Genomic DNA, 26,141 nt, shown 5'->3' on the forward strand with positions numbered 1-26,141 from the left:
TATGGGGAGGTTTATTATGGAGATATCATTGATATTAAAGGTTGCAGGTGTAGGTATTCTAATATCAGTATTGAATATGATATTGGAAAAAACAGACAGAAAAGATTGGGCAGGACTTACTACTTTGGCGGGTGTAATAATCGTGTTGGGAATGGTAATAACAGAAATAAGTGATTTATTTAATACTGTAAGAACAATGTTTCAACTTTACTAAAGAGGAGGGAGTAATTTGGAAATAATGCAATTAATAGGAATTGCAATCATTTCAACTACACTCTGTTTAGTAATAAAAAAAGATAGACCAGAGATAGCAAATTTCATAGCAATAATAACTGGAGTAACAATATTATTATCAGTTATGTTTAAGCTAAATTTTATAATAGATAGCATACAAGATTTAGCTAATAAAGCTAATATTCCAACTATGTATATATCTTTAATAATAAAATTAATTGGAATAGCATATTTAATGGAATTTGCAATACAACTTTGTAAAGATTGTGGGGAAGGAAACATTGCTTCAAAACTAGAGTTTGGAGGAAAAATAATAGTTATGTCAATGTCTTTCCCTATACTTTTATCCATTGTAGAAATGGTGGTGAATATAATTCCATAGTTATTTATGTTGAAGTAGATAGCTATAGATATATTAGTTGTTATTTAAAGGATATTTTGTTGTATTGAGGTTTATAGAGTGAAGAGAGGCATGGTTGCTTATGAAAAAAAGATTTTTACCAATGATTATGGGATTTGTATTGACTTTCTTTTTTGTAAATATCTTTGCCATTATAATATTTGCTAATGAGGTTCCAAGTAGCGAAGATAAAGAATATGGTGAAGCTAAGAGTAGCATAGATAAATATATTGATGGTCAGTTAGACAAGCTAGATATAAATGAAATTCAAGATTATATAAATAAAGAAATAGTTATTAATGATGTTAATTTAAAATCGTTTGTAAAAGACTTAATTAGTGGAGAAAAAAATATTTTAGATTTATTTAATAAAGATGGACTGAAGATATTGATGTTTGATGAGTTTAAAGCAAGTTTAAAGGTAGTGGCAGTAATTTTAGTATTAGCTTTATTGTCTTCTATTTTAAAAAGTTTAGAGAATTCTTTTTCATCAGGTGCAGTTAGTCAAATAGCAACGTATATAATATTTATCACAATGGTATCGCTCACTTTAATTGGATTTAAAGATGTACTACAAATTTGCTATGATGCAATAGACCATACTGTAGGTCTTATGCAAGTCATAATGCCAATACTAATAACATTTTTACTTTTAATTGGATTTCCAATAACATCTACCACTTTAAATCCTATTTTTATAGGTGGAGTGACATTTATAAATGTGTTTTTCAAGAAATTTTTATTTGTATCAGTAACTGTTGCATTTGGAATTCTAATAATAAATAATTTATCAAAAAACATAAGGCTGAAAAGATTTTTTTCTTTTGTCAAACAAATAAATTATGTTTCTATTGGGGCTATGTTTACCGTATATTTAGGACTTGTATCTATACAAGGGTTATATGTAACTAGTTTTGATAAATTCAGTGTAAAAACTGCGAAGTTTGCTATAGGTAACTTTATACCAGTTGTTGGTGGATTTGTATCAGATTCTGTGGATATTTTACTATCTTCATCTCAACTTATAAAAAATATATTTGGTGGAATAGGACTTATCTTACTCATTGGGATTTGTTTACTTCCGGTGATAAAAATTTTATCCGTAATAGTGGTATATAAATTGGCAGCAATAATTGTAGAGCCTGTTGGAGAAGATGGAATATCAAATTTTTTAAATGAAGTCGCAAATCTAATGATAATAATGTTAGCATCAGTAATTGCTATAACAATAATGTTCTTTGTGACTGTAGCTATTTTGACCTCGATAAGTGTAGTAAGTCAAGGATAATGTATAGATTAATAAATAGTAATTACTTTTAATCTAAATGTTTTAGAGAGGAGGATGCTATGTTAGAGGGCATAAAGGCATGGATAGTTAGTATTTTAATAGGAGCATTTATAGTAAATATAGTTGATATGATTTTACCTAGTTCCAAGATAAAGCCATATGTGAACTTGGTGTTAAATTTTATATTTGTATTTATTGTAATAACTCCAGTGGTAGGATTTTTTTCAAAAGATATGAGCTTAGAAGATAGAGTTTTAAAATCTATGGGAAATTACAATAAGGAATATGTAGATAGTACAAATGCTTTAGCAGAAGAGACTGGGAATACTGGATTGTCTAAGGGGTATGAAGATGGTTTAAAAGAAGTGCTTAAGCTAAAGCTTGATGAATATGGTTATGATTTAGAAGATATAGAGCTTAATGGTGCAAATATAAATAATATAAAAATAAAAGAAAAAAATGATATGTCAAATAGCAATAGTGATGAAGAAAATAAAAATAATAGTACTAAAGGAGATGAAGATAGCATAAACTCTAATGACAAAGAAAATTCTAAACAAGTTTTTAAAAAAGGTACAGAGTATGGACTGAATCTAAATGAAGACAAACTAAAAAATGACCTAATAAAAGTGCTTGATGTTTCTATAGAAACTATACAAATTGATAAATAGGAGTTGGAAGAATGTTTAAAAACTTAAACGACAAAGATAAGAGAAAGGTATATTCACTAATAACTATAGCTGGAATATGTGTAGTGTCATTAGTACTATTATCTTGTTTTCCAAGTAGCAAAACTGATAAAAAAGTTGGAAAAACAGATGCTGACAAAAAGACTGAAAAACAAGTTGCTAAGGAACATGAAAAAGACGATTTAGAATCAAAATTAACAACAATACTATCTAAAATTGATGGAGCAGGAGATGTTGATGTAATGATTACATTTGAGTCAAGTGAAGAAATACAACCTGCTTTTAATTCAAATCAAACAACAGAAACAACAGAAGAGAAAGATGCACAAGGTGGAGAAAGAACAGTTACAACTTCAAGTGAAAATAAAACAATGATAACTTCAAATTCAAGTGACCCTGTAGTTATAAAAACTACAGAGCCAAAGATAAAAGGAGTGATAGTAGTAGCAAGTGGAGCTAGTAATCCAAATGTCAAAGAAACACTTTATAGTGCAGTTCAAACATCATTACAAGTAGCAGGTCATCAAGTAGAAATATATTCTAAATAAATACATATAACCGGGGGGATAAATGAATGAAGTTTAATTATAAGGGAAGAGGATTTGTAATAATAACTTTAACTGCAATGTTAGTAATAGTAGGAACAGTAAATTATCAACTTAGCAAGAAATCTTTACTAGAAACATCAAAAGAATTTAAAGCATACGAAGAAGCTCAATTACAGAAAAATACTACTGATGATAGTGATAGTAGCAACAAAGAAGATTCAGATGCAACAAATAAACAAGATAGCAAAGAGAGTGCTGACATTGATATAGTTGATAGTAAGGCTAGTAAGGTTAAGGAAAAAGTAACTGAAACAAGTAAGGAAATAAAAGCTCAATTATCATCTGAAAAGAATATGAAAAAAGCATCTTATATTTTAGATATGAAAATGAATAGAGAAAAACAAAGAAATGAATTAGTTCAGGATTTAAATGAAATGATAAATAATCCATCTACAACAGAGGAATCTAGAAAAGAAGCTTCTAATATGAAATTAAATATAGTTAAAACTCAAGAAAAGGAACTTCAAATAGAAAATCTTTTGAGTACAAAAGGATATGAAGAAGCATTAGTTTATATAAGTGATAGCAAAGTCAATGTTGTTGTAAATGAAGCTAAGTTAGATAAGAAAGATGCAGCAAAAATATTTGATTTGGTTGCAGAACAAGCTAATGTAAAGTATGAAAATATTAAACTTACAAATAATAATACTAAGTAAATTATAAACCTCAGAATTAACTGAGGTTATTTTCTTGCAAAGTAGAGTTGTATTTGGTATTATTATACTTATAAAAATAGTTCCTTAAAATCAGGAGGTAAGTTTTAATATGGAAGATAATAAATTTGGACAAGTAAAAATATCTAATGATGTAATAGCTACAATAGCTGGTTTAGCAGCATTAGAAGTTGAGGGCATAGAAACTACAGCAACATTAACAGATAAGTTGTTAAAAAATAATGGAGTAAAAATACAAATAGAGGAAGAGGATGTTAATTTAGACGTAATGGTTATGATAAAATATGGCATGTCAATACCAGATACAGCTTTTAAAGTTCAAGAAAATGTAAAAAATACTGTTGAGACAATGACAGGACTGAAGGTTTCTCAAGTAAATATACACATTCAAGGAATCAGCTTTAAGAAAGATAAAGTTGATAAAGAAGAAGTAAAAGCAACTAAGAAAAATTAATATTAGCCCTCTGAAAAGTCAGAGGGTTTTTTGTTGGCATTTGATTTTATATAGATAATTAAACTTAAAGGAGAATTTTAATTGATGAAAAAAGATAGGGCACAAAAAAGTACAACAAGGGAATATATAATGAAACTTATATACCAAATAAATATTAATAAAGAGGAATTTGAAGGTTTAGACGATAAAGTAGATTCTTTCTTAAAAGATAATTCAGAACATATTATAAATAGATATGAAGAACTTACACTTAAGTACTCAAATAATGCAAAATTAAAATTAGAAGATACTAAACTTGAAGATATAATAGATAGAGAATATATAAATACAGTATGTAAAGCACTAAGAGAGAATCATGATAAGATAGATGAATTAATAAATAAGCATGCTAAAAATTGGACAGTAGATAGAATGCCAAAGGTAGATGTGTCTATACTTAGATTATCAGTGTGTGAAATAGTTTATTTAGACACTCCTAATAAAGTATCAATAAATGAAGCTGTGGAACTTGCAAAGATATATTGTGATGATAAATCACCTAAATTTATAAATGGAATATTAGGAAGTGTTGTTGATGAAATTGGACAATAATATAATAATTGGAATTGATACTAGCTGCTATACTACTTCTATAGCAGCTATCTCTTTAGAGAAGAAAGTTATTTTTAATGAAAAAATAATGCTAGAAGTAAAGGCAAATTCAAAAGGATTGAGGCAGAGTGAAGCTGTGTTTCAACACGTAAATAATTTAGGATTACTTAGTGATAGGATAAAATCATTTGGGGATAAATTTGTCATAGAAGGAGTTTGTTCATCTATTAAGCCTAGACCAGTTGAAAGTTCATACATGCCTGTATTTAATGTTGGGTACAATTTTGGAAAGTTACTGTCAAGTATACATGGATGTAAATTTTATGAAACTACTCATCAGGAAAATCATATTGAGGCTAGTTTATTAAATAGTAAATTGAAAAATAATAACAAATTTATTTCTGTTCATATGTCAGGTGGTACAACAGAGATACTTTTGATAACTAAGCATGATAATAATTATGATACAAATGACAAAGATTTAGATGTAATAACTAAAATAAGTAATAAAATAAATTTAGATGCAATAGCTAAAATAAATACTAAAAAAGATGGTAAAAGTAAGTTATACAATAATTTTGGATATAATATAAATATAATTGGAGGAAGTAAAGATATTAGCTTTGGACAACTTATAGACAGAATAGGTGTCAAGTTAGGATATAAATTCCCTTCAGGAAAATATCTAGATGAAAATGCTTTAAATTGTAATCTAAAAATAGAAAGTGGTCTAAAAACTTCTGTAAGAGATGGATATATGAATTTATCTGGATTAGAAAATCAGGTGAATAAAATTATAGATGACAATAGAGATGATATTAATAAAGATAAAAAAGAATATATATCTAAATTAGTGCTGGATTCAATAGTTAGAAACATGTTTAAATCTTTAATATATTTGTGTGAAGCTTACAATGTAGAAGAAGTAGTTTTTGCAGGTGGAGTTTCTGCAAGTAAGTATATCCTTAAAGAATTAAGTTTAAAACTAAGGGGAAATTGTATAAAAGCTCATTTTACAGAGCCACAATATTCAACTGATAATGCTGTTGGGTGTGCTATAATAGGATTGAATAACTTTTTAGGAGAAAAAATATGAAACTAAGAGCTTTAGATATAAGCGAAGCAAATTCATATATTAAAAGAATTTTAATAAATGACCCAATACTTTCTAATCTTAAAGTCAAGGGAGAAATTTCTAATTTTAAAATACATAGTAGTGGAAATGTTTATTTATCATTAAAGGATGAAACTTCAAAGCTAAACTGTGTAATTTTTAAAAGTAATTTTAATCGTAATCTAAAATTAGACAATGGAGTAAAGGTTGTAGCTAGTGGATATATATCAGTCTATGAAAGAGATGGTGCATATCAATTATATATTAACGAAATTGAAATAGAGGGAATTGGGAATTTACACATAGAATTTAACAAATTAAAAGAAAAACTTAATAAGGAAGGTTTGTTTGATTCTAAATACAAAATACCTATACCTAGAATGCCGAATTCAATTGGAGTTATAACATCTCCAACAGGAGCTGTTATAAGAGATATAATAAATGTAATAAAAAGAAGATATCCAAAAGTCAATATAAAGCTTTATCCAGTAACTGTTCAAGGAGATAAGTCAGCAGAAGAAATATGTGAAGCAATTAGATTTTTTAATCATATGAAGAATGTGGATACAGTTATAGTTGGTAGAGGCGGGGGTTCAATAGAAGAACTTTGGTCTTTTAATGATGAAATGGTAGCAAGAGAAGTTTTTAACTCTCAAATTCCAGTAATATCAGCAGTTGGGCATGAAACTGATTTTACTATTTGTGATTTTGTATCTGACATGAGAGCTCCAACACCATCAGCAGCGGCTGAGATTGCAACTCCATCATTAGAGGATATAAAATATAAACTTGGGAATATAAAAAGCAGACTGAACAAGTCTCTTATAAACCAAGTTGAATTAGACCAATACAAGTTAGAATCAGTGTTTAATAAAATAAATAACTATTTAGATTCTTACACAATAAAAGATAAAGTTATACAATTAGATAAAATATATGATAAAATAATTTTTGGAATAGAAAATAGTTTAAAATTAGAAGATGAAAAATTAATAAAGGTTGGAGCATTACTTCATAACCTAAGTCCATTAGCTACTATGGACAGAGGTTATAGTATAGTTCAAAAAAACGGAAAAGTAATAAATAGTATAAAAAGATTGAAAACTGAAGATAACATAGATATAGTATTAAAAGATGGAAATTTAGAATGTATAATAGATAAAATTGAAAATAAAGAGGTATAATATGAACTTAACCTATGAAGAAGCTTACAAAAGATTGGAGAGCCTTTTAAATGAGCTAGAATCTAAAAATGCTAGCTTAGATGAATCTTTAAGCTTATATGAAGAAGGAATTAGTCTTTATAAACATTGTAATAAGCTTTTGGATGATGCCAAATTAAAAATAAGTAAATTTAATCAATTAGGAATAGAAGAGGATTTTAGAATAGAGGAGGAATAAAAGTGGAATTTAAACAACATTTAAAAGAAAAAGCAAGTTTTATAGAAGATGTACTTAAAGAATATATGCCAAAAGAAGAAGGTTATCAAAAAACTGTTATTGAGGCTATGAACTACAGCTTGAGCGCTGGAGGTAAGAGATTAAGACCAATACTTACATTAGAAGCCTGTAAGGTAGTTGGAGGAAATGAAGAAGAAGCTATACCTTTTGCTATTGCAATTGAAATGATACATACATACTCACTTATACATGACGACTTACCAGCTCTTGACAATGATGATTTAAGAAGAGGAAGACCAACAAATCATAAGGTATATGGAGAAGCAATGGGAATTTTAGCAGGAGATGCTTTACTGAACTATGCTTTTGAAGTTATGCTTGCAGGTTCAATAAATAAAGAAAATCCAGAAAAATATCTAAAAGCTATAAATGAAATTGCTAAAGGTGCTGGAATATATGGAATGATAGGCGGGCAAGTAGTAGATGTAGAAAGTGAAAATAAACAAATTGAAAAAGAAAAATTAGATTATATACATATGAATAAAACTGCGGCAATGATGGTTGGATGTATGAGAGCAGGAGCAACTATAGGTGGAGCAAATTCAGAACAAATGGAAGAAATAACTAAATATGCAAAAAATATCGGATTATCATTCCAGATAGTAGATGATATACTAGATATAGTAGGAGATGAAGCAAAATTAGGGAAAAAAGTTGGAAGTGATATAGAGAATCATAAATCAACATACCCATCTCTTTTAGGATTAGATAAATCTAAAGAAATTGCACATAATTTAATAGATGAGGCAAAGAAGAGTATAGAAAAATTATCTGACAATGTAGATTTTTTAAAGGGATTGGCTGAATATATAGTAGATAGAGAATATTAAAATATACAGCTAAAATCGAGGAGGGAAAAATGGACTTTTTTTCGGAGATTTTTAACAATGGGGCTTTGGGAATAAGTCTTATTGCTTGTTTCTTAGCACAATTCATAAAGATATTTACTGGGAAGGGAAAGAAAATTGAGTTTTCAAGAATACTCATTTCAGGAGGTATGCCTAGTTCTCATAGTTCTTTTGTTACAAGTTTAGCTACAGTGGTAGGTATTGAAAAAGGGTTTAATTCTACTGATTTTGCTATAATTACTGTGCTTGCACTGATTATAATGTATGATGCAGCAGGTGTTAGACGTGCTGTTGGTAAACAAGCTACTATATTGAATCAGATGGTAGCAGACCTTCAACATGGAAAGCATATAGAACAGAAGAAATTAAAAGAATTAATAGGTCACACACCACTAGAGGTTTGGTTTGGAGCTTTACTTGGTATAGTAACAGCTTTAATATTGATGTAAATTTAAAATTTACAAAATAAAAGGTGAGGATAATATGTATAAATATTTAGATAAAGTAGATTCTCCAAAAGATATAAAAAATATGAGCATAGAAGAAATGGATTTACTTGCAAAGGATATAAGAAAATTTTTAGTAAAATCTGTTTCCAAGACAGGAGGACACTTAGCTTCTAACTTAGGTGTAGTTGAGTTAACATTAGCACTTCATAAAGTGTTTGACAGCCCTAAAGATAAAATCGTATGGGATGTAGGACATCAGTCTTATGTTCACAAAATGGTTACTGGAAGAAAAGATTGTTTTGTATCCTTAAGACAATTCAATGGACTAAGTGGTTTTCCAAAGGAGAGTGAAAGTCCTCATGATATTTTCGACACAGGACATAGCAGTACATCTATTTCTGTGGCAACAGGTATTGCCTGTGCTAGAGATATAAAAAAAGAAAACTATAGTGTTATATCTGTAATTGGAGATGGTTCTATAACTGGAGGTATGGCGCTTGAAGCTTTAAATCAATTGGGATATATAAATACTAATATGATAGTAATTCTTAATGATAATGAGATGTCCATAGATAAAAATGTTGGTGGAATGTCTAAATATCTATCAAGTATTATAAGAAATTCAACAGTTGTTAAAATGACAGATGAAGTTGATAAAATTTTAAATGTTACATCGACAGGTGAAATTTTATCTAAGACTGCACATAGATTTAAGGATAAATTAATATATAGTTTTTCTCCTCAAGATTGTTCATTTTTTGATTCATTAGGTATAAAATATTATGGTCCTATAGATGGTCATAATACTAAAGAATTAATAGAAACACTTAGAAAAGCTAAACATAAAAAAGGACCTGTACTTTTACATGTTATTACAAAAAAAGGAAAAGGATATAAATTTGCAGAGGAACAACCTGATAAATATCATGGAGTATCAAAGTTTGATATAAAGACAGGCGTAACATCTTCTAAAGTTAAGTCTATGTCAACCAGTGTTGGTGAAAAATTAGTTGAGATGGCTAGCAAAAACAAAGAAATAGTAGCAATAACAGCTGCAATGCCATCTGGGACAGGATTAAACTTATTTGAAAGTGCTTACCCGAAAAGATATTATGATGTTGGTATAGCTGAACAACATGCAACAGGGTTTGCGGCAGGTCTTGCAAAAAATGGTATGAAGCCTTATTTTGCTGTATATTCGTCATTTTTGCAAAGAGCATATGACCAAGTTATTCATGATGTATGTATAACAAAAAAACCAGTTACTTTTCTTATAGATAGAGCTGGCCTAGTTGGAAATGATGGTGAAACTCATCATGGTATGTTTGATTTAAGTTACTTAAATTCTATTCCAAATATTGTAGTAATGGCTCCAAAAGATACAAGAGAAATGGAACTTATGATGGATTTATCATTAAAATTGGATTCTCCATTGGCAATTAGATATCCAAGAGGAAATAGTTACTATCTAAATAAAGGAGAATACAAAGAAATTAAGTTAGGTAAATATGAGATATTAGATGATGGACAAGATACAGTCATACTTTCTATTGGAAATATGGTGAAACATGCTCTAGAAGCTAAAGAAATATTATTAGAAGAAGGTATAAATCCAACAATAGTTAATGCTAGATTTTTAAAGCCAATGGATGAAGAGCTGTTGCATGCTTTATTTAAGAATCATAAAAATGTAGTTACAGTAGAAGATAATGTTATTACTGGTGGGTTTGGAAGTAGAATAAGTAGATTTATTATAGATAATGGATATAAAGTAAATATACTTAATATAGCAATACCAGAAGAGTTTATAAAACATGGCAATGCAGATGAACTATATAATTTTGTAGGATTATCGCCAAAGTGCATTGCTGATAAAATAAGAAAGTTAGTATAAATAATATTGATTCAATTTAATATAAAATTTAAAATTTGTCACTTAGAATAAATATCGAGTGTGTTACTTTAAGCTACTTTAGTCAATATTAAAGTAGCTTTTAACAGAAAGGTAATTTTATGAAGAAAAGAATAGATTTATTGTTAGTAGAGCAAGGACATTTTGAGAGTAGAGAAAGAGCTAAAAAAGCAATAATGGCTGGGCTAGTTTTTGTTGATAATCAAAGATGTGATAAGGCAGGTACAGAAGTAAAAGAGGAGTGTGCTATAGAAGTAAAAGGAAATCCAATACCATATGTTAGTAGGGGTGGGCTAAAGCTTGAAAAAGCAATGAAAAACTTCGACTTAACTATTGATGGAAAAGTGTGTATGGATATAGGAGCATCTACAGGTGGTTTTACAGACTGTATGCTAAAAAATGGAGCTATAAAAGTATTTTCCATTGATGTTGGTTATGGTCAGCTTGCGTGGAAATTGAGACAAGATGATAGAGTTGTTTGTATGGAAAGAACAAACATAAGGAATGTAACAATAGAAAATACAAAACAATTTGCAGATTTTGCATCAATTGATGTATCTTTTATATCATTGAAACTAGTACTTCCAAAAGCAAAAGAATTAGTTATTCATAATGGAGAAATTGTAGCCTTGATAAAACCTCAATTTGAAGCAGGAAGAGAAAAGGTAGGCAAGAAAGGTGTAGTTAGAGAAAAATCTACACATATAGAAGTTATAAAAATGATTTCTGATTTTTCAGTACAAAATGGATTTGAAATTTTAGGGTTGGATTTTTCTCCAATTAAGGGTCCAGAAGGAAATATAGAATATTTAATTCATTTAAAAAATGGAAATGAAGGATATGAATTTGATAGTGATATGTATGACAAAAAAATAGTAGAAGTTGTTGAGGCTTCTCATAATTTAGAGAAATAGAATAAAAGGGGGCTTAGACTTGATCCTCGAATTATATATGAAAAATTGTGCCTTAGTTGAAGAACTAAGGCTGGGTATTGATAAAAACTTAAATATACTTACAGGTGAAACTGGTTCAGGAAAATCTATAATAATAGATGCACTTGGGCTTTGTCTAGGTGAGAAATATGATAGGTCTTTTCTAAGAAAAGGTACAGATAAGGGACTTGTTGAAGCTATATTTTTCTCAGATAACGTATATCTAAAAAAAGTATTAGATGAAAATGATATAAGTATAGAAGATGATAATTTATTGGTTATAACTAGATTGATATATTCAGATGGGAAAAGTACTGCTAGAGTAAATGGAAGGACTGTTAAAGTATCTTTTCTAAAGGAAATTGCATCTACACTTATAGATATACATGGTCAACATCAAAATCAAGCTTTATTCAATAAGGATACACACTTAAAATTTCTAGACTTATTTGGAGAAAATGAACTAGATAAGTTTAAAGCTGATTATAGAAAAGTGTATTACAAATATAGTGAAGTAAAAAGAGCTTTGAATTCTTTAACAGAAAATAAGGATGATATGCAGATTCAACGAGAAATAGATTTATTAAGATTTCAAATAAATGAAATTGAGGCTGCAAATTTAAATAAAAATGAATATGAAGATTTATTAAAGCAAAGAGATGTGTATAGAAATAGTGAAAAGATATATAATAATTTAAACTTAAGTTATAGTAAATTACATAATGGTGAGTATAATGTCATTGACTTGATAGGTATTGCATCTAAAGAGCTTAATGATATATCTAAATATGACAGTGTTTTAAGTGAATACAGTGAAACTATAGAAAGAATAATGTATGAACTACAAGATATATCTAGTGATATAAGAAATTACAAAGATAATATAGATTTTGAGCCTTATGAATTGGAACAGATTGAACTTAGAATTGATGAGATTAATAACTTAAGAAGAAAATATGGAGATAGTATAGAAGCTATATTTGAATATTATGAAAAGACAAAAGATAGATTGGATGAGATATTAAATAGAGATGAAAGAGTTGAACAACTAAAAAATCAATTAATAAAAATAGAAGAAGAGCTAAAAATAAAAGCCATCAAATTGACTAAAGCAAGAAATAAAGTGGCAATTCAATTAGAGGAAATACTTCTTGATGAATTAAAAAGTTTAAATATGAAAAATGTAATGTTCAAAGTTAATTTTGAAGAAAGTTCATTTACCATAAATGGAATAGATGATATTGAGTTTATGATATCTTTCAATTTAGGGGAAGATATCAAACCTATATATAAAGTTGCATCAGGTGGTGAAATGTCTAGATTTATGTTGGCATTTAAGACTATATTGGCTGATATAGATGATATAGATACTTTAGTGTTTGATGAAATAGATACAGGGATAAGTGGTATAGCTGCACAAATTGTTGGTGAGAAATTGAGTGATATAGCAAAGAAAAAACAAATAATATGTATAACTCATTTACCTCAAATTGCTGCAAATGCAGATACTCATTATTGTATAGAAAAAGATACTTCAAATAATAGAACATTTACAAATGTCAAGAAATTAAATCAATCTCAAAGAAAAAATGAAATTGCAAGACTTATAGCAGGTAATAATATAACAGAAAAAACTATAGAACATGCAAGCGAAATTATTGAAATGGCCAAAAAATGTTAGTGAAAAAGTTTATTTTAAATAGATGTAGAGAATATTTTATCTGAATACTTTACATCTATTTTTTATGATGAAAATATTTTAAAATATTTAATCTGGATATCAAAAATAAATAAAAATTATAATTTAAATAAATCTTGTATAAACTTGTAACTGTAAAAATTTTAAGTTTTTGAGTATAATATTATGTATTAAGGTAGTAGTGGGGGGATATTAAATGAATAAAAAAAATACTATGTACTTAATTTTTATAATCATAGTTATTATAGTATTAGGGTATATTTTATTAGCTATTAATAGTATCAAAAATAATCTTAACACTTCTAATGATAAATTAGATTATTTATCACGAGAAATTATGAATACTAAGTCAGACATTAGCAATACAATTAATGAGGAAATGTCCAAAAGTTATATAACAAAAAGCATTGATTTAAAAGTTAAAAAATTAGAAAAAGACGAATGTGTAATTGATGTGGATACACAGTTGAGTAAACTTGGTAAGGATGGAAAAGTTTTCTTTATGTATAAAGCAGATAGTGATAAATGGAATGAGATTGAGATGACAAAGCATGGAGAATTATCATATATTTGTGAAATAAAAATAACTACAGGTAGTGAATATGATTATAAAGTAGTTACAAGTGGTACAATATCTGAAAGCTCAGATGTTCAAAAATTGACTAAGTCTGATTATATGCCTGAACCACCTGTATTTAATTATGGAATAAGGGACAACAAGGAATACTTTATTGAAATATTGGAAAACAGCAATCTATTTAATCATGAAAGTGAAAAATCAAAAAATAAAGTTTATAATAATATCAAGTTAAAAAATGTAGATATTATTGTAAATGAAGGTAAAGGAGATACTGTATATAAAGCGAAGTCTGATAAAGTATCAAATGATAGTGAAGATGATAATATAGATAGAAAGCAAGTAAATTATGAGGCTACTTTTCCTAAAAAGGATATTGATGATATAATTTATATTAAAGCAAAGCTTACATACAATAATGGCGTAGAATATATAAAAGATATAACTGAAGATATAAGTATTGGTTTGGAAGACTTAGAGAAATAAATATATTCAAAATAATTTAATCAGTAAAATAGAGTATAAATAAAATATATATAATTTTATTTATACTCTATTTTTTTATTTATAATTTTAACTCCATGTATCTAGCCCCTTCAATTGGATTATAAGTGTAAGGGTCTATATCATAAAAACCAATTTTTTCGTATAAACCTTGAGCACTTTTCATGCTTGGAAGAGTATCTAGTCTCATATATGTATATCCAATCTTTTTAGCTTCTTCTACGATTTCTTCTAATAATATTTTTCCTATTTTAAGTCCTCTAAATTTATCTCTTACATATAACCTTTTTAATTCACATACTTTATCTTCAAGTTTTTTTAATGCAACACAACCTGCTAAATTTTCATCAACAAATGCTAGTATTAATGAACCTGAAGGTTTTTCATATTTTCCTGGAAGTGTTTTTAATTCATTATTAAAGTCTTGGAAACACAAATCTATATTCAATGAATTTGAATATTCAGTAAATAAAATCTTTACATTTTCAAGATTTTCTAAATCATTTGCTTCGACAAATTTTAAAATTACATTTTGAGTCATTTTGTTTATCATTATATAAATATATTTATATAATGACTTCACCTCCTTGATAGGTATATATTTTTGTTAATATCAATTAAATTTTAATACCATTACCTTTTCTCCACCATAGTCAAGTTCTCCATTAAACTCAAATCCAAAGCTTTTGTAAAGTCCAATAGCCATTTTGTTGTTATCGAATATACTAAGGTATAACTCATTACAATTATATTCATTTTTAAGATGATTTATAAGGAAATTTAAGGATGCTTTTCCATACCCTTTGCCTTGATACTTTGAGTCAATCATGAATCTATCAAGCCAAACTCTGTCATCTTCTAGGCGACCGTACATAGCAAATCCTATCAGTATATTGTCATCATATATTCCAACAGGTATCCAAGCTGTTATAAACTTAGACTCAGCAATAGAAAGTGCATTGCTTTCTATATAATCTAATTGATTTTTATCTACAGACAAATTGACTAAATAATGCCAATTATTTATGTCTGCAATTCTTACATTTAATTTCAAAATATTACCGCCCTTCAAACTTTTTACTACAATATAATACTACCATATTATAGGCTAAAAAGCACTTAGTAAGATATACAACGAGGTTTTTAAATGAATAAATTTTTACGAAAAAGGAATTATAAATACATAATAATACAGCATAGGAGTAGATGAATATATGAACAAAATAAATAAGAATTTCAAAAATATTTGGATAATATTAGGAGCTGTATCGATTTTTATGATGGTTATAATTTTTCAAAATAAAAATTGTAATACGAATAATGAGACCCCAATAGAAACTTTTACAATTAAGAATCATGATAAAAAATATGTATATCCACTTGGAAATATAATTGGAGTGAAAGCAAATACAGATGGTGTATTGGTTTTAGGATACGAGGAAGAGGATGTAGATTATATTGGAGGCATACAGATTGGCGACAATATAGTAAAAATAGATAATAAAAAAATAAAAGATAGTCAGGATGTATCAAAGATTTTAAATGAAGCTAAAAAAAGTAAAATAGAAGTGACTTTTGAAAGAAAAAATAAATATAAAACAGAGACAATAGAAACTAAAAAAGAAAATGGTAATTATAAACTTGGATTATGGGTAAGAGATAAGATATCTGGAATTGGAACTATGACTTTTTATGACCCTAATATGGAAAAATTTAAAGCAATTGGTCATGCTATAAAAGATTCGGACACTAATGAACTATTAAAGATTAAGCAAGGCTATATATATAAACCAGAAAAACTAAAAATAGTAAAAGCCAGTAATGAAAAAGTAGGTAGAATAAAAGGGGATTTTAATGATGGTAATCTGATGGGAAATTTTTCGAATAACTCAGAATTAGGTATAAGTGGTAATATTACAGAAAAACAAAATAAAGAATTTAATTTAGCAAATAAAGAATTACAATTAATTGAGGTTGGAAGACCTCAAGATGTAAAAATAGGGGATGCAATAATTCTTTTTGAAGACAAAAACAAAAATATAACAAGCTATGATATAAAAATAGAAAGTATAGTATATGATAAAGGAAATTATAGAGATATGGTAATAAAAGTTGTAGATAATAAGTTATTGGAATACACAGGGGGGATTGTACAAGGGATGAGTGGGGCTCCAATAATACAAAATAATAAAATTATTGGTGCAATAACTCATGTTTTTAGAGATAATCCGAAAAAAGGATATGGTATTTTTATAGATGAAATGATAAAATTGTAGGTGAGGCATTAAAAAATTTTATTATTTTATCACTTATCTAGGAGGAATATAATTTTGAAGTGTCGAATATGCTTTAGAGTAGATAATTAGGAAGCAATTTGTGTAAAAAGTTTAGTTTTCTGTAATAAGAAGATGTTTTTTAATGGGGGGATTTTTAGTGGAAAAAATCAAAATAGTTTTAGCAGACGACAATAAGGATTTTTGTCAGGTATTAAAAGAGTATTTGTCTAATGAGGATGATATCGAAATATTAGGCATAGCTAAAGATGGGATTGAAGCATTAGATTTAGTAAAAAAGACACAACCAGATTTATTAATATTAGACGTAATAATGCCGCATCTGGATGGATTAGGTGTAATTGAAAAATTAAATACTATGGATATACCTAAAATGCCAAAAATAATAGTACTATCAGCAGTAGGTCAAGATAAGATAACTCAAAGCGCAATAAATCTAGGAGCAGATTACTACATAGTAAAGCCGTTTGATTTTGTTGTGTTTATAAACAGAATTAGAGAACTAGTTTCTAATAGAGTTACTCAAGTAGAGCCAAAGCCTAGACCAGTTCAAGAAACTCAAATGACAAGAAGTGATTTTGTTAAAAATGTAGGTAACATAGAAACAGAAATCACGAATATAATACATGAAATAGGAGTACCAGCTCATATAAAAGGATATTTATATCTAAGAGAAGCTATAAAAATGGTCATTGAGAATGTTGAACTTTTAGGTGCAGTAACAAAAGAGTTATATCCAAGTATAGCTAAAAAATTCAATACAACACCAAGTAGAGTTGAGAGAGCAATAAGACATGCTATAGAAGTTGCATGGAGTAGAGGAAAAGTTGACACAATAAATCAACTATTTGGATATACGGTACACAATACTAAAGGAAAACCAACTAATTCAGAATTTATAGCAATGATTGCTGATAAATTAAGATTAGAACATAGTATGGTTAAATAAATAGACAGAAAAAGTAAGACCTTTTAATAAAGGTATTGGCAATAAATATGCATTACAAACAGCAAAACGGTATAACCAATAGGGTTATACCGTTTTGCTGTTTTAATATATAATAAAAACTTTATTTTTTCTTTATTATTTGTTTAATATAATTTTATTATACTATGGCCATAGTATGTACCTTTGTCAATTGTAGATTAATACTGACTTGTTTTTTAATATAAAAACATACCTTAACAAGTTGAAACATTAATTTTTAAAGTATATTGTAAAAAATGTTAAATAAAAAAATCATAAAATATAGTGTTATAAGGATTAAAGATGTAGGACAAACTTAAAACATTTATTTTATTGTTAAGTAATGCTATAATATAATGTGATTTTAATAATGATAGTGGAGGTTTAAAAATGAGAGTCGAGGCCCCTATAAAAGTAGATCGAAAAACTAAAAAGCTTGCTAAAAGAGTTGAAAGTGGGGAAATAGCAGTTATAAATCATATAGACATAGATGAAGTTGCTGCAAACTCTTTGGTAGAAGCCAAAATAAAACTTGTCATAAATGCGGCGCCTTCTATAAGTGGTAGATATCCTAATAAAGGTCCAGGAATATTAACTGAGAATAATATCTTAATAATTGATAATATTGGAGAAGAATTATTTGAAGAATTAAAAGAAGGACAGACTATAGAAGTTATAGATGGAAAGATATATAGAGAAGGACAATTTTTAGGTGCAGGTGAAGTTTTAGATAAGTATGAAGTTTCGTATCAAATAAAGGCTGCTTATGAAAACTTAGCCGTAGAATTAGATAGATTTATAGACAATACTATAGATTATGCTAAAAAAGAAAAAGGATTTATACTTGGTGAAGTAGAAATTCCAAAAGTACAAACTAATTATGCAAATAAGCATGTATTAATAGTTGTAAGAGGTCAGGACTATAAAGAAGATTTAAGTACAATGCTTTCATACATAGAAGAGGTAAAACCTGTTCTAGTTGGTGTTGATGGAGGCGCAGATGCTTTAATTGAGTTTGGATATACTCCAGATGTAATTGTAGGAGACATGGATAGTGTAAGCGATGAAGCTTTAAAAAAAGCTAGTGAAATAGTAGTACATGCTTATACAGATGGTAGAGCGCCAGGCCTTAAGAGAGTTCAAGAACTAGGTTTAGATGCAGTTGTATTTCCTGCACCAGGAACTAGTGAAGATATAGCTATGCTTATTGCATATGAGTATAAAGCAGAGTTAATAGTAGCAGTGGGTACACATTCAAATATGATTGATTTCCTTGAAAAAGGAAGAAAGGGAATGGCAAGTACTTTTTTAGTTAGACTAAAGATAGGTTCTAAGCTTATAGATGCTAAAGGAGTTAACTTGTTATATAGAAGTAAGCTAAAGATAAAGTACATATGGGCATTAATAGCAACAGCCTTATTTCCTGTGTTGGTAGTTGCATCATTGTCACCAGGAGTTCAACAATTTATACAGTTAATGCAATTGAAATTTAAAGTATTATTACAGATGTAAATTTTAGGAGGATAAATATGCATATTAATATGAAATATTATATAGTCACTATTGGTGCTATATTTATAGCTTTGGGTATAGGCATGTTAGTAGGATTTAATTTAAATAATAATCAACAATTAAGTGAGCAACAAGCAAATATAATAAATGACTTGGATGATAAATTTAATATTTTAAAAGAAAAAAATGATAAACTTGATGTAGATTTAGCAAAGGTAAATAAAGATTATGAAGAAGCAATTAATTTTATAAATAAAAATGTGGACAAGGTTTTAATTGGTTCATTAAGTGGAAAAAGTATAGGAATAATATCAGCTAATGAAAATGATGATTATACAAAAAATATAGAAGATATAATAAACAAGTCTAATGGTAGTGTTGCATTTAACATAGTGTTAAAAGAAAATATAACAAATCCAGAAAAATTAAAAGAAATCTCAAGTAAATTAGGTGCAGAAATTAAAAATACAAATGATGCAGTTAATTATATAATTGATACTTTGAAAAAGGAAGATGCAAGTGACATTTTAACATATCTTCAAGAACTAGATGTAATAAAATTTAACTCTATTGGTGACACATATCTAAAATATGAATCTGTTGTAATCGCTGGTGGAAATGATGCAAAAGATAAGACAAAACAATTTGACAAAATAGAAAAATTTTTAGTTTCAAAAATAAAATCAGAAAATAAATATTTAGTAGAAGTTCAAAATACAGGAGTTAAAACTTCTTATGTAGAATTATATTCTAAAAATAAAGTTGCAACTATAGATAATATAGATGAAGGTGTAGGAAGTGTATCTCTAGCTATGCTTTTACAACAAGGTAATATAGTTGGTAATTTTGGTAGATTAGATACTGCAACTTCATTGTTGCCATCTATTAAATAGAAATAATTTTAAGGAGAGAAAAAATGGATTCTTATATAAGTATAATAATACCAGCTTATAATGAAGAAAGTAGAATAAACTATACATTAGAAAGTATAGTTGGAATTAAAGAAATAAATGAAATAGTAGTTGTAGATGATGGTTCAACAGATAATACTGCTAAGGTTGTATCTGAATTAAAGAATGAAAAGATTAAATTTTTTAAGTTAGATAAAAACAGAGGTAAAGGATATGCTTTAAACTATGGGCTTAAAGTATCAATGAAAAGTGCAAATATTATAGGATTTTTGGATGGAGATTTAGGCAGTTCTGCTAAAGAAATTGAAAAGTTAATTGTACCAATATTAAATGGTGAAGCTGATGTTACTATAGCAAAGTTTCCTCCTGCAAAGAAAAAAGGAGGTCTGGGATTTGTAAAAGGTTTAGCTAAAAATTCTGTTTTTGAGATGACAGGAGTTGAGCTAGATGCAACTCTGTCAGGTCAAAGAATATTTAAAAGAGAAGTTTTAGAAAAATTTGATGAAATACCTTTTGGATATGGTGTTGAAGTTGGAATGACGATTGATATACTAAAGTATGGTTTTAAAATTAAAGAAGTATTAGTAAACATGACTCATAATGAAACTGGCAGAAATTTAAAAGGATTTGTTCATAGAGGTAAGCAGTATTATCATATAAAAAAGGTTTTAGGACAAAAAAAGAAAGAATGGAGGTAATATCTTAGTGAAAGATTATATACTTTATACCATTTTATTATTAACAGGATTATTTGGAACCTATGCTGCAATACCACTATTTAAAAATTTATTGATAAATGGAAATATACTTAGACCAAACTACAATAAAGATATGATACCAGTAAGTATGGGAATTGTATTTTTACCTATGCTTGTGATTAATGGAATAATACTTGCATTTTTTACTACAGAATATATAGATTTAGCATATATATTTATGTTTATGTTTGGCATGATATCCATGTTTTTTGCAGGAATACTAGATGATGTTATTGGAAATAGAGATGTAAGTGGTCTAAAAGGTCACTTTAAAAGTTTATTCAAGGGAAGTCTTACAACTGGAGGCTTTAAGGCGTTGTTTGGTGGATTTGTAGGACTTATAGTTTCTGTGTCTATATCAAAAGACATAATAGATATAATAGTAAATACATTAATAATAGCTCTATCAACTAATTTAATGAATCTTTTAGATTTAAGACCAGGAAGAGCAATAAAAGCATATTTATTTATAATGGTGATTGTATTTTTAACATTGACAGGATTTATTCAAGTTCTTCCACTACTTATAGTTCCAAATGTGCTTGCATACTTTAATTATGATTTAAAGGCAAGAGCAATGATGGGAGATACTGGTTCAAATGTTCTTGGAATGTCTATTGGAATTTTAATTTCTTTTGGATATCCATTTAATATCAGACTGGGATGGTTAATATTTGTAGTTATTATGCATATATTTACTGAAAAATACTCATTGACTAAAATAATAGAAAAAAATAAATTATTAAATTTTATAGATAAGTTGGGAAGGTAGCATTATGATAAGCAAAAGAGTGGGGATTGTTGAATCAATTGTAAGTCAAACTGAAACGCTGGATGATATAAGAGTAAATATAAATGGAGAAATACAAAGAGCATATAATTATCCAAAACTATCTGGGGTAGTATATATAGGAGACGAAGTAGTTTTAAATACAACAGCAGTAGAGCTAAGTCTAGGAACTGGTGGATACCATTTTGTAATAACTAATTTAAACAATTTAGAATCTAGTTTAATTGAAGGTGGTCATATAATGAAACTTAGATATACACCACTTCAAATAAAGGTAGATTCTGTTGAGGAACAAGAAAGCATTTATCATGATAAATTTGGTGATTTTACAGAGTTAGAAGACCTTCCTGTAGTAGTAGGGACTCTTCATAGCATGTTAACTCCATTTGCAGCTTCATTTAAAAGAAATAACCCTAATAAGAAATTAGTATATATAATGACTGACGGGGCATCTCTTCCAATTTATTTAAGTAAAAATGTAGACACTTTAAAAGGAAAAAAATTAATAGATAGTACAATAACTATAGGAAATGCATTTGGGGGAGACTATGAGTGTATAAATATATACACTGCATTGATTACAGCAAAAGAAATATTAAAAGCCGATGTAGTATTTGTAAGTATGGGGCCAGGAATAGCTGGTACAGGTACTAAATATGGATTTACAGGAATTGAACAAGGTCCAATTCTTGATGCTGTAATAAAGCTTGGAGGAAGAGCAATAGCAATTCCAAGAATTAGTTTTGCTGACAAACGAGAAAGACATCAAGGTATTTCACATCATAGTATGACTGTATTTGAAGAAATTGTAAATGTAAATATAGATATACCAATAACTATATATGATGATGAAAAATTAAAATTTATAAAAGAACAAGTTAAATCTAGTGGTTTGGATAAAAAGCATAATATAATTTATATAGATAATAATAAAACGAAAGAGGATTTAGACTATTTTAATCTAAAAGTAAAAAGTATGGGAAGAAACTATGAGCAAGATGAGGCATTTTTCAAAGCTGCAAGTACAGCAGCATATTACTTAATGGAGGTTTAAGATGGTATTAGAAGAAAAAACTATTAGTAGTGATAGAGTTTATACAGGTAAGGTAATTACTTTAAAGGTCGATACTGTTGAAATTCCAGGACAAGGATATCAAAAAAGGGAATTAGTAGAAGTTGGTGGTGCAGTAGGAATAGTTGCAATTACAGATGATAATAAAGTTGTATTAGTGAAGCAATTTAGAAAACCTATAGAAAAACCAATTTTTGAAATTCCAGCTGGTAAGTTAGAAAAAAATGAAAGTCCCAAAGAATGTGCTGAGAGGGAGTTAAAAGAAGAAACTGGATATAGTGCAAAAAATATTAAACTAATACATAAATTTTTCACTTCAGCAGGTTTTTCTAATGAGATAATGTTTGTATATTTGGCAACAGGTCTTACTCCAGGAGAAAATAATCTAGATGCAGATGAATTTTTAGATGTTTACGAAGTTGAGCTTGAAGAAGCCTATAATATGGTATTAAAAAATGACGTTGAGGATGCAAAAACTTCTATTGGATTATTATTAGTAAAAGATATGTTTAAAAATTAATATTTATAAAAATGAATAACCCCTTGTCCTACAGCATATTATTTTATAAAGGACAAGGGGGAATAAAATTGAGAAAAACATATAGAAAAAATGATTTTAGAGAATTAAATAGACAAATAATTATTATAGGATTGTTGTTTATGATGTCTATTGTTATTGGGTCCTATATAAATAAAATATTACCAGGTTCTAGTGATAATATTTTAAACAATATAAATCCTGCTGTAGAGTATTATAATCTGAATATAAATGTAAAAGATACAGTTCTACAAAATTTAAAATCAGATACAATATTTATGGGCTCGATAGCTCTATTAAGCCTATTTGTAGTAACAATTCCAGCAGTATTAGTAATTTTTGTGTTAAAGGGAATGTCAATTGGATATACAATAAATAGTTTTATATTGGCATTAAAACTTAAGAGTGCAAAAATGATTTTAATAATATTATTTAAAAATTTGGTTATTATTCCATGTGCAATCATATTAACATTAATTAGTTTAAGCTATTTTAAAGAGATGGTTTATGAATTTAAAAAGAAAAATAGAAGAAATATGCAGTTTTTAATTAAGAGGTACATACTAAATATTATAATTATAATAGCACTATCATTGGGGTTGCAATTAATATTAAATACTGTAAGTATTGGTATTATTAAGTTCCTAGTTAAATAAAGGAGTTTATAATGGATATTATAGAGGAATATATAGATTACATAAAAGATAAAAAAAAATTATCAGAAAACACAGTGGCATCATACTTTATGGATATAAAAAAATATATGGAATATATAAATCAAAAAAGCATTAAACTAGTAGATATAGTAGAAAATGATATTATAAGTTATTTAATAAAGTTGGAAAAAGATAATGTATCAATAGCTACAATAGCAAGGATGATATCATCTATAAAATCTTTTCATGATTATTTATTTTTAAATCATGTATGTACAAATAATCCTGCAAAGGATATAAAAAAACCTAAGGTAAAAAAAGAAAATATAAATATACTTACAGAAGAAGAAATTGAAAGATTATTAAATTTTCCTAAGTTAACAACACCTAAATTAATTAGGGACAAGGCTATTTTTGAAGTATTATATGGTACAGGTATAAAAGTATCAGAACTAGTAGATATGAATGTAGACGATGTTGACTTGGATATTGACTATATATATTGTAGTTCATGTTGTAAAAGTCAAAGAGTTATACCACTCTGTGATATTACAAAACTTTATTTAGAGAAATATTTAAAAGAAGCAAGACCTAAAATAGCTGTAGAAGGTGAAAAGTCATTATTTGTAAGTTCATTAGGACAAAGGTTTACACGACAAGGTCTTTGGAAAGTTATAAAAAAATATTCTAATTTAGCTAATATAGATAAAAACATAAATCCTACAATGCTTAGACATTCATTTGCGATTCACCTTTTGAATGAAGGTGCTAACATTGCTGTTGTAAGTAAAATCTTAGGAAATGTTAACTTGTCTAGTTTACAAGTATATTTAAACCACATAGATAAAAACGTGAGAAGAGAAATAAAAGAAAAACATCCTAGAAATGATATTGATATAGAGTTACAAAAAGTAGAAGCTAAATAGACTGTATAGCAAATTTTATAATTTAAAAGGAGCATATTTATATGAGCAGAGTAATTTGGATTGTAATTGATAGTGTTGGAATAGGAGCATTACCTGACGCTGAAAATTTTGGAGACAGTAAGGATGTAAGTACTCTTGGAAATATATTTAAAGAATATCCAGATATACAAATTCCTAATATGATAAAATTAGGTATAGGAAATATAGATGGTGTAGATTTTTTTGAAGATGAAAAAGAGCCAATAGGATGTTTTGGAAAATGTAAGGAAATGTCTCAAGGAAAAGATACTACTACTGGTCACTGGGAAATGACTGGGATAATAGTTGATAAACCCTTTAAAACATTTGAGCATGGATTTTCAAAAGAAATTATAGAAGAGTTTGAGAAAAAAACTGGAAGAAAAGTAGTAGGAAATAAGCCAGCTTCAGGTACTGTGATAATTGATGAATATGGAGAACATCAAATAAAAACTGGAGATGTAATAGTATATACTTCAGCTGATAGTGTATTTCAAATAGCAGCTAATGAAGAAGTGATTCCATTAGAAGAGTTGTACAGTATGTGTAAAATAGCTAGAGAAATAATGATGGGTGATAATGCAGTTGCTAGAGTAATTGCTAGACCATTTATAGGTAAAAAAACAGGTGAATTTGTTAGAACTTCAAATAGAAGAGATTATTCACTAGACCCATTTGAACCAACTGTACTTGATAATATAAAAGAATCAGGTCTTGAAGTTTTAGCTGTTGGAAAAATAGAAGATATTTTTAATGGTAAAGGAATTACAGAAGCTATTCATACTAAAAGTAATATGGATGGAGTAGATGAAACTTTAAAATATATGAAACAAGACAATAAAGGCTTGATATATTCAAACCTTGTTGATTTTGATTCAAAATACGGTCATAGAAGAGACCCAGAAGGATATAAGAAAGCACTTGAAGAGTTTGATAATAGACTTCCTGAGATAATGAGCAGTATGAGAGAAGACGATATTCTTATAATTAATGCAGACCATGGAAATGACCCGACATATAAAGGTACAGACCATACAAGAGAATATATTCCAGTAATGATTTATGGTAGTAAGGTTAAAAAAGGATTTAATTTAGGAATAAAAGATACTTTTGCTGATATTGGAGCAACTGTTGCAGATATACTGGATGTAAAATTGCCTAAACATGGAGTGAGTTTTAAAACAGATTTATTTTAAATATTAAATAGAAAATAACTATATTAAAGTAATAAAAATTAGCTTAATAGAATGAATGGAGGGATTGGA

The 26,141-nt window shown here is 27.8% G+C and carries 30 protein-coding genes; 28 read left to right on the forward strand and 2 right to left on the reverse strand.

Annotated features, from left to right (window positions below; all coding sequences use genetic code 11):
* Positions 1–16 precede the first annotated feature (16 nt).
* The 17 genes from spoIIIAC to KGF41_RS10265 all read left to right on the forward strand — a co-directional run bounded on the left by spoIIIAC (position 17) and on the right by KGF41_RS10265 (position 14,416).
* Positions 17–214 (forward strand): stage III sporulation protein AC, encoded by a 198-nt coding sequence (spoIIIAC, locus tag KGF41_RS10185; RefSeq protein ID WP_009888937.1) that lies wholly within the window; start codon positions 17–19, stop codon positions 212–214.
* 24 nt (positions 215–238) lie between these two features.
* Positions 239–616 (forward strand): stage III sporulation protein AD, encoded by a 378-nt coding sequence (gene spoIIIAD, locus KGF41_RS10190; RefSeq protein ID WP_227434329.1) that lies wholly within the window; start codon positions 239–241, stop codon positions 614–616.
* Positions 617–716: 100 nt separating this feature from the next.
* Positions 717–1,922, forward strand: a complete 1,206-nt coding sequence (gene spoIIIAE, locus KGF41_RS10195; RefSeq protein ID WP_227434117.1) for a stage III sporulation protein AE — start codon at positions 717–719, stop codon at positions 1,920–1,922.
* A 59-nt stretch (positions 1,923–1,981) separates the two neighbouring features.
* On the forward strand, positions 1,982–2,593 hold the full coding sequence (locus tag KGF41_RS10200; protein WP_227827108.1) for a stage III sporulation protein AF: 612 nt from the start codon (positions 1,982–1,984) through the stop codon (positions 2,591–2,593).
* An 11-nt stretch (positions 2,594–2,604) separates the two neighbouring features.
* Positions 2,605–3,159, forward strand: coding sequence for a stage III sporulation protein AG (locus KGF41_RS10205; protein ID WP_227827109.1), 555 nt, complete (start codon positions 2,605–2,607; stop codon positions 3,157–3,159).
* Between the two features lie 26 nt (positions 3,160–3,185).
* Positions 3,186–3,875, forward strand: a complete 690-nt coding sequence (locus tag KGF41_RS10210) for a SpoIIIAH-like family protein (protein ID WP_227827110.1) — start codon at positions 3,186–3,188, stop codon at positions 3,873–3,875.
* Positions 3,876–3,984: 109 nt separating this feature from the next.
* Positions 3,985–4,347 carry an Asp23/Gls24 family envelope stress response protein gene (locus tag KGF41_RS10215; protein WP_227434121.1) on the forward strand — a complete coding sequence of 121 codons (363 nt, stop codon included), beginning with the start codon at positions 3,985–3,987 and terminating at the stop codon, positions 4,345–4,347.
* Positions 4,348–4,431: 84 nt separating this feature from the next.
* Positions 4,432–4,938, forward strand: a complete 507-nt coding sequence (gene nusB, locus KGF41_RS10220) for a transcription antitermination factor NusB (RefSeq protein WP_227827111.1) — start codon at positions 4,432–4,434, stop codon at positions 4,936–4,938.
* Positions 4,922–6,034 (forward strand): O-sialoglycoprotein endopeptidase, encoded by a 1,113-nt coding sequence (locus KGF41_RS10225; protein ID WP_227827112.1) that lies wholly within the window; start codon positions 4,922–4,924, stop codon positions 6,032–6,034. The genes nusB and KGF41_RS10225 overlap by 17 nt, the downstream gene beginning before the upstream one ends.
* Complete coding sequence (gene xseA, locus KGF41_RS10230) at positions 6,031–7,236, forward strand: exodeoxyribonuclease VII large subunit (RefSeq protein WP_227854591.1); 1,206 nt, start codon at positions 6,031–6,033, stop codon at positions 7,234–7,236. Before KGF41_RS10225 ends, xseA begins: the two co-directional genes overlap by 4 nt.
* A 1-nt stretch (position 7,237) precedes the next feature.
* The gene (gene xseB, locus KGF41_RS10235; protein ID WP_227856619.1) at positions 7,238–7,453 is read left to right on the forward strand and encodes an exodeoxyribonuclease VII small subunit; all 216 of its coding nucleotides are present in this window, start codon (positions 7,238–7,240) and stop codon (positions 7,451–7,453) included.
* Positions 7,454–7,455: 2 nt separating this feature from the next.
* Positions 7,456–8,343: a polyprenyl synthetase family protein gene (locus tag KGF41_RS10240; protein WP_227827114.1), complete on the forward strand. Its 888-nt coding sequence runs from the start codon at positions 7,456–7,458 to the stop codon at positions 8,341–8,343.
* 29 nt (positions 8,344–8,372) lie between these two features.
* Positions 8,373–8,810, forward strand: a complete 438-nt coding sequence (locus KGF41_RS10245) for a divergent PAP2 family protein (protein ID WP_227827115.1) — start codon at positions 8,373–8,375, stop codon at positions 8,808–8,810.
* A gap of 34 nt (positions 8,811–8,844) precedes the next feature.
* A complete protein-coding gene (dxs, locus tag KGF41_RS10250; protein WP_227841979.1) occupies positions 8,845–10,704 on the forward strand; it encodes a 1-deoxy-D-xylulose-5-phosphate synthase in 1,860 nt (619 codons plus the stop codon).
* 119 nt (positions 10,705–10,823) lie between these two features.
* Positions 10,824–11,636: a TlyA family RNA methyltransferase gene (locus KGF41_RS10255; RefSeq protein WP_227827117.1), complete on the forward strand. Its 813-nt coding sequence runs from the start codon at positions 10,824–10,826 to the stop codon at positions 11,634–11,636.
* A 19-nt stretch (positions 11,637–11,655) separates the two neighbouring features.
* Positions 11,656–13,335 carry a DNA repair protein RecN gene (recN, locus tag KGF41_RS10260; protein ID WP_227841978.1) on the forward strand — a complete coding sequence of 560 codons (1,680 nt, stop codon included), beginning with the start codon at positions 11,656–11,658 and terminating at the stop codon, positions 13,333–13,335.
* Positions 13,336–13,549: 214 nt separating this feature from the next.
* The gene (locus KGF41_RS10265; protein ID WP_227827119.1) at positions 13,550–14,416 is read left to right on the forward strand and encodes a hypothetical protein; all 867 of its coding nucleotides are present in this window, start codon (positions 13,550–13,552) and stop codon (positions 14,414–14,416) included.
* Between the two features lie 79 nt (positions 14,417–14,495).
* Here the strand turns inward: KGF41_RS10265 and KGF41_RS10270 are convergent, their stop codons facing one another.
* Both KGF41_RS10270 and KGF41_RS10275 read right to left on the reverse strand, forming a co-directional pair.
* Positions 14,496–14,987, reverse strand: a complete 492-nt coding sequence (locus KGF41_RS10270; RefSeq protein ID WP_227827120.1) for a GNAT family N-acetyltransferase — start codon at positions 14,985–14,987, stop codon at positions 14,496–14,498.
* 60 nt (positions 14,988–15,047) lie between these two features.
* A complete protein-coding gene (locus tag KGF41_RS10275) occupies positions 15,048–15,488 on the reverse strand; it encodes a GNAT family N-acetyltransferase (protein WP_227827121.1) in 441 nt (146 codons plus the stop codon).
* Between the two features lie 160 nt (positions 15,489–15,648).
* Between KGF41_RS10275 and KGF41_RS10280 the strand changes: the two genes are divergently transcribed.
* The 11 genes from KGF41_RS10280 to KGF41_RS10330 all read left to right on the forward strand — a co-directional run bounded on the left by KGF41_RS10280 (position 15,649) and on the right by KGF41_RS10330 (position 26,072).
* Entirely contained in the window at positions 15,649–16,710 is a 1,062-nt protein-coding gene (locus tag KGF41_RS10280) for a SpoIVB peptidase S55 domain-containing protein (protein ID WP_227827122.1), read from the forward strand.
* A gap of 142 nt (positions 16,711–16,852) precedes the next feature.
* The gene (gene spo0A, locus KGF41_RS10285; RefSeq protein WP_227827123.1) at positions 16,853–17,677 is read left to right on the forward strand and encodes a sporulation transcription factor Spo0A; all 825 of its coding nucleotides are present in this window, start codon (positions 16,853–16,855) and stop codon (positions 17,675–17,677) included.
* A gap of 408 nt (positions 17,678–18,085) precedes the next feature.
* The gene (steA, locus tag KGF41_RS10290; RefSeq protein ID WP_227827124.1) at positions 18,086–19,207 is read left to right on the forward strand and encodes a putative cytokinetic ring protein SteA; all 1,122 of its coding nucleotides are present in this window, start codon (positions 18,086–18,088) and stop codon (positions 19,205–19,207) included.
* Between the two features lie 17 nt (positions 19,208–19,224).
* Entirely contained in the window at positions 19,225–20,100 is an 876-nt protein-coding gene (locus KGF41_RS10295; RefSeq protein ID WP_227827125.1) for a copper transporter, read from the forward strand.
* Positions 20,101–20,123: 23 nt separating this feature from the next.
* Entirely contained in the window at positions 20,124–20,816 is a 693-nt protein-coding gene (locus KGF41_RS10300) for a glycosyltransferase family 2 protein (RefSeq protein WP_227827126.1), read from the forward strand.
* Positions 20,817–20,823: 7 nt separating this feature from the next.
* Entirely contained in the window at positions 20,824–21,648 is an 825-nt protein-coding gene (locus KGF41_RS10305; protein ID WP_227827127.1) for a glycosyl transferase, read from the forward strand.
* Positions 21,649–21,652: 4 nt separating this feature from the next.
* On the forward strand, positions 21,653–22,720 hold the full coding sequence (locus tag KGF41_RS10310) for a DUF3866 family protein (protein WP_227827128.1): 1,068 nt from the start codon (positions 21,653–21,655) through the stop codon (positions 22,718–22,720).
* Between the two features lies 1 nt (position 22,721).
* Positions 22,722–23,258, forward strand: a complete 537-nt coding sequence (locus tag KGF41_RS10315; RefSeq protein ID WP_227434140.1) for an NUDIX hydrolase — start codon at positions 22,722–22,724, stop codon at positions 23,256–23,258.
* A 68-nt stretch (positions 23,259–23,326) separates the two neighbouring features.
* The gene (locus tag KGF41_RS10320) at positions 23,327–23,932 is read left to right on the forward strand and encodes a stage II sporulation protein M (RefSeq protein ID WP_227827129.1); all 606 of its coding nucleotides are present in this window, start codon (positions 23,327–23,329) and stop codon (positions 23,930–23,932) included.
* Between the two features lie 11 nt (positions 23,933–23,943).
* The gene (locus tag KGF41_RS10325; RefSeq protein WP_227827130.1) at positions 23,944–24,858 is read left to right on the forward strand and encodes a tyrosine-type recombinase/integrase; all 915 of its coding nucleotides are present in this window, start codon (positions 23,944–23,946) and stop codon (positions 24,856–24,858) included.
* Positions 24,859–24,899: 41 nt separating this feature from the next.
* Positions 24,900–26,072, forward strand: coding sequence for a phosphopentomutase (locus tag KGF41_RS10330; protein WP_227827131.1), 1,173 nt, complete (start codon positions 24,900–24,902; stop codon positions 26,070–26,072).
* Positions 26,073–26,141: the final 69 nt, after the last annotated feature.

It is taken from the genome of Clostridioides sp. ZZV14-6150 (genome assembly GCF_020657875.1).
Taxonomy (GTDB): domain Bacteria; phylum Bacillota; class Clostridia; order Peptostreptococcales; family Peptostreptococcaceae; genus Clostridioides.

What these genes read in the sequence shown, in the direction of transcription:
- KGF41_RS10225 (WP_227827112.1), top strand. Translation starts at nt 4,922, where the DNA reads ATGAAATTGGACAATAATATAATAATTGGAATTGATACTAGCTGCTAT.
- spo0A (WP_227827123.1), top strand. Translation starts at nt 16,853, where the DNA reads ATGGGGGGATTTTTAGTGGAAAAAATCAAAATAGTTTTAGCAGACGAC.
- KGF41_RS10295 (WP_227827125.1), top strand. Translation starts at nt 19,225, where the DNA reads ATGCATATTAATATGAAATATTATATAGTCACTATTGGTGCTATATTT.
- KGF41_RS10245 (WP_227827115.1), top strand. Translation starts at nt 8,373, where the DNA reads ATGGACTTTTTTTCGGAGATTTTTAACAATGGGGCTTTGGGAATAAGT.
- KGF41_RS10210 (WP_227827110.1), top strand. Translation starts at nt 3,186, where the DNA reads ATGAAGTTTAATTATAAGGGAAGAGGATTTGTAATAATAACTTTAACT.
- KGF41_RS10315 (WP_227434140.1), top strand. Translation starts at nt 22,722, where the DNA reads ATGGTATTAGAAGAAAAAACTATTAGTAGTGATAGAGTTTATACAGGT.
- nusB (WP_227827111.1), top strand. Translation starts at nt 4,432, where the DNA reads ATGAAAAAAGATAGGGCACAAAAAAGTACAACAAGGGAATATATAATG.
- KGF41_RS10330 (WP_227827131.1), top strand. Translation starts at nt 24,900, where the DNA reads ATGAGCAGAGTAATTTGGATTGTAATTGATAGTGTTGGAATAGGAGCA.
- dxs (WP_227841979.1), top strand. Translation starts at nt 8,845, where the DNA reads ATGTATAAATATTTAGATAAAGTAGATTCTCCAAAAGATATAAAAAAT.
- KGF41_RS10215 (WP_227434121.1), top strand. Translation starts at nt 3,985, where the DNA reads ATGGAAGATAATAAATTTGGACAAGTAAAAATATCTAATGATGTAATA.
- KGF41_RS10270 (WP_227827120.1), bottom strand. Translation starts at nt 14,987, where the DNA reads ATGATAAACAAAATGACTCAAAATGTAATTTTAAAATTTGTCGAAGCA.
- KGF41_RS10310 (WP_227827128.1), top strand. Translation starts at nt 21,653, where the DNA reads ATGATAAGCAAAAGAGTGGGGATTGTTGAATCAATTGTAAGTCAAACT.
- KGF41_RS10205 (WP_227827109.1), top strand. Translation starts at nt 2,605, where the DNA reads ATGTTTAAAAACTTAAACGACAAAGATAAGAGAAAGGTATATTCACTA.
- xseB (WP_227856619.1), top strand. Translation starts at nt 7,238, where the DNA reads ATGAACTTAACCTATGAAGAAGCTTACAAAAGATTGGAGAGCCTTTTA.
- KGF41_RS10280 (WP_227827122.1), top strand. Translation starts at nt 15,649, where the DNA reads ATGAACAAAATAAATAAGAATTTCAAAAATATTTGGATAATATTAGGA.
- KGF41_RS10325 (WP_227827130.1), top strand. Translation starts at nt 23,944, where the DNA reads ATGGATATTATAGAGGAATATATAGATTACATAAAAGATAAAAAAAAA.
- spoIIIAC (WP_009888937.1), top strand. Translation starts at nt 17, where the DNA reads ATGGAGATATCATTGATATTAAAGGTTGCAGGTGTAGGTATTCTAATA.
- KGF41_RS10300 (WP_227827126.1), top strand. Translation starts at nt 20,124, where the DNA reads ATGGATTCTTATATAAGTATAATAATACCAGCTTATAATGAAGAAAGT.
- xseA (WP_227854591.1), top strand. Translation starts at nt 6,031, where the DNA reads ATGAAACTAAGAGCTTTAGATATAAGCGAAGCAAATTCATATATTAAA.
- spoIIIAD (WP_227434329.1), top strand. Translation starts at nt 239, where the DNA reads ATGCAATTAATAGGAATTGCAATCATTTCAACTACACTCTGTTTAGTA.
- KGF41_RS10255 (WP_227827117.1), top strand. Translation starts at nt 10,824, where the DNA reads ATGAAGAAAAGAATAGATTTATTGTTAGTAGAGCAAGGACATTTTGAG.
- steA (WP_227827124.1), top strand. Translation starts at nt 18,086, where the DNA reads ATGAGAGTCGAGGCCCCTATAAAAGTAGATCGAAAAACTAAAAAGCTT.
- spoIIIAE (WP_227434117.1), top strand. Translation starts at nt 717, where the DNA reads ATGAAAAAAAGATTTTTACCAATGATTATGGGATTTGTATTGACTTTC.
- KGF41_RS10200 (WP_227827108.1), top strand. Translation starts at nt 1,982, where the DNA reads ATGTTAGAGGGCATAAAGGCATGGATAGTTAGTATTTTAATAGGAGCA.
- KGF41_RS10265 (WP_227827119.1), top strand. Translation starts at nt 13,550, where the DNA reads ATGAATAAAAAAAATACTATGTACTTAATTTTTATAATCATAGTTATT.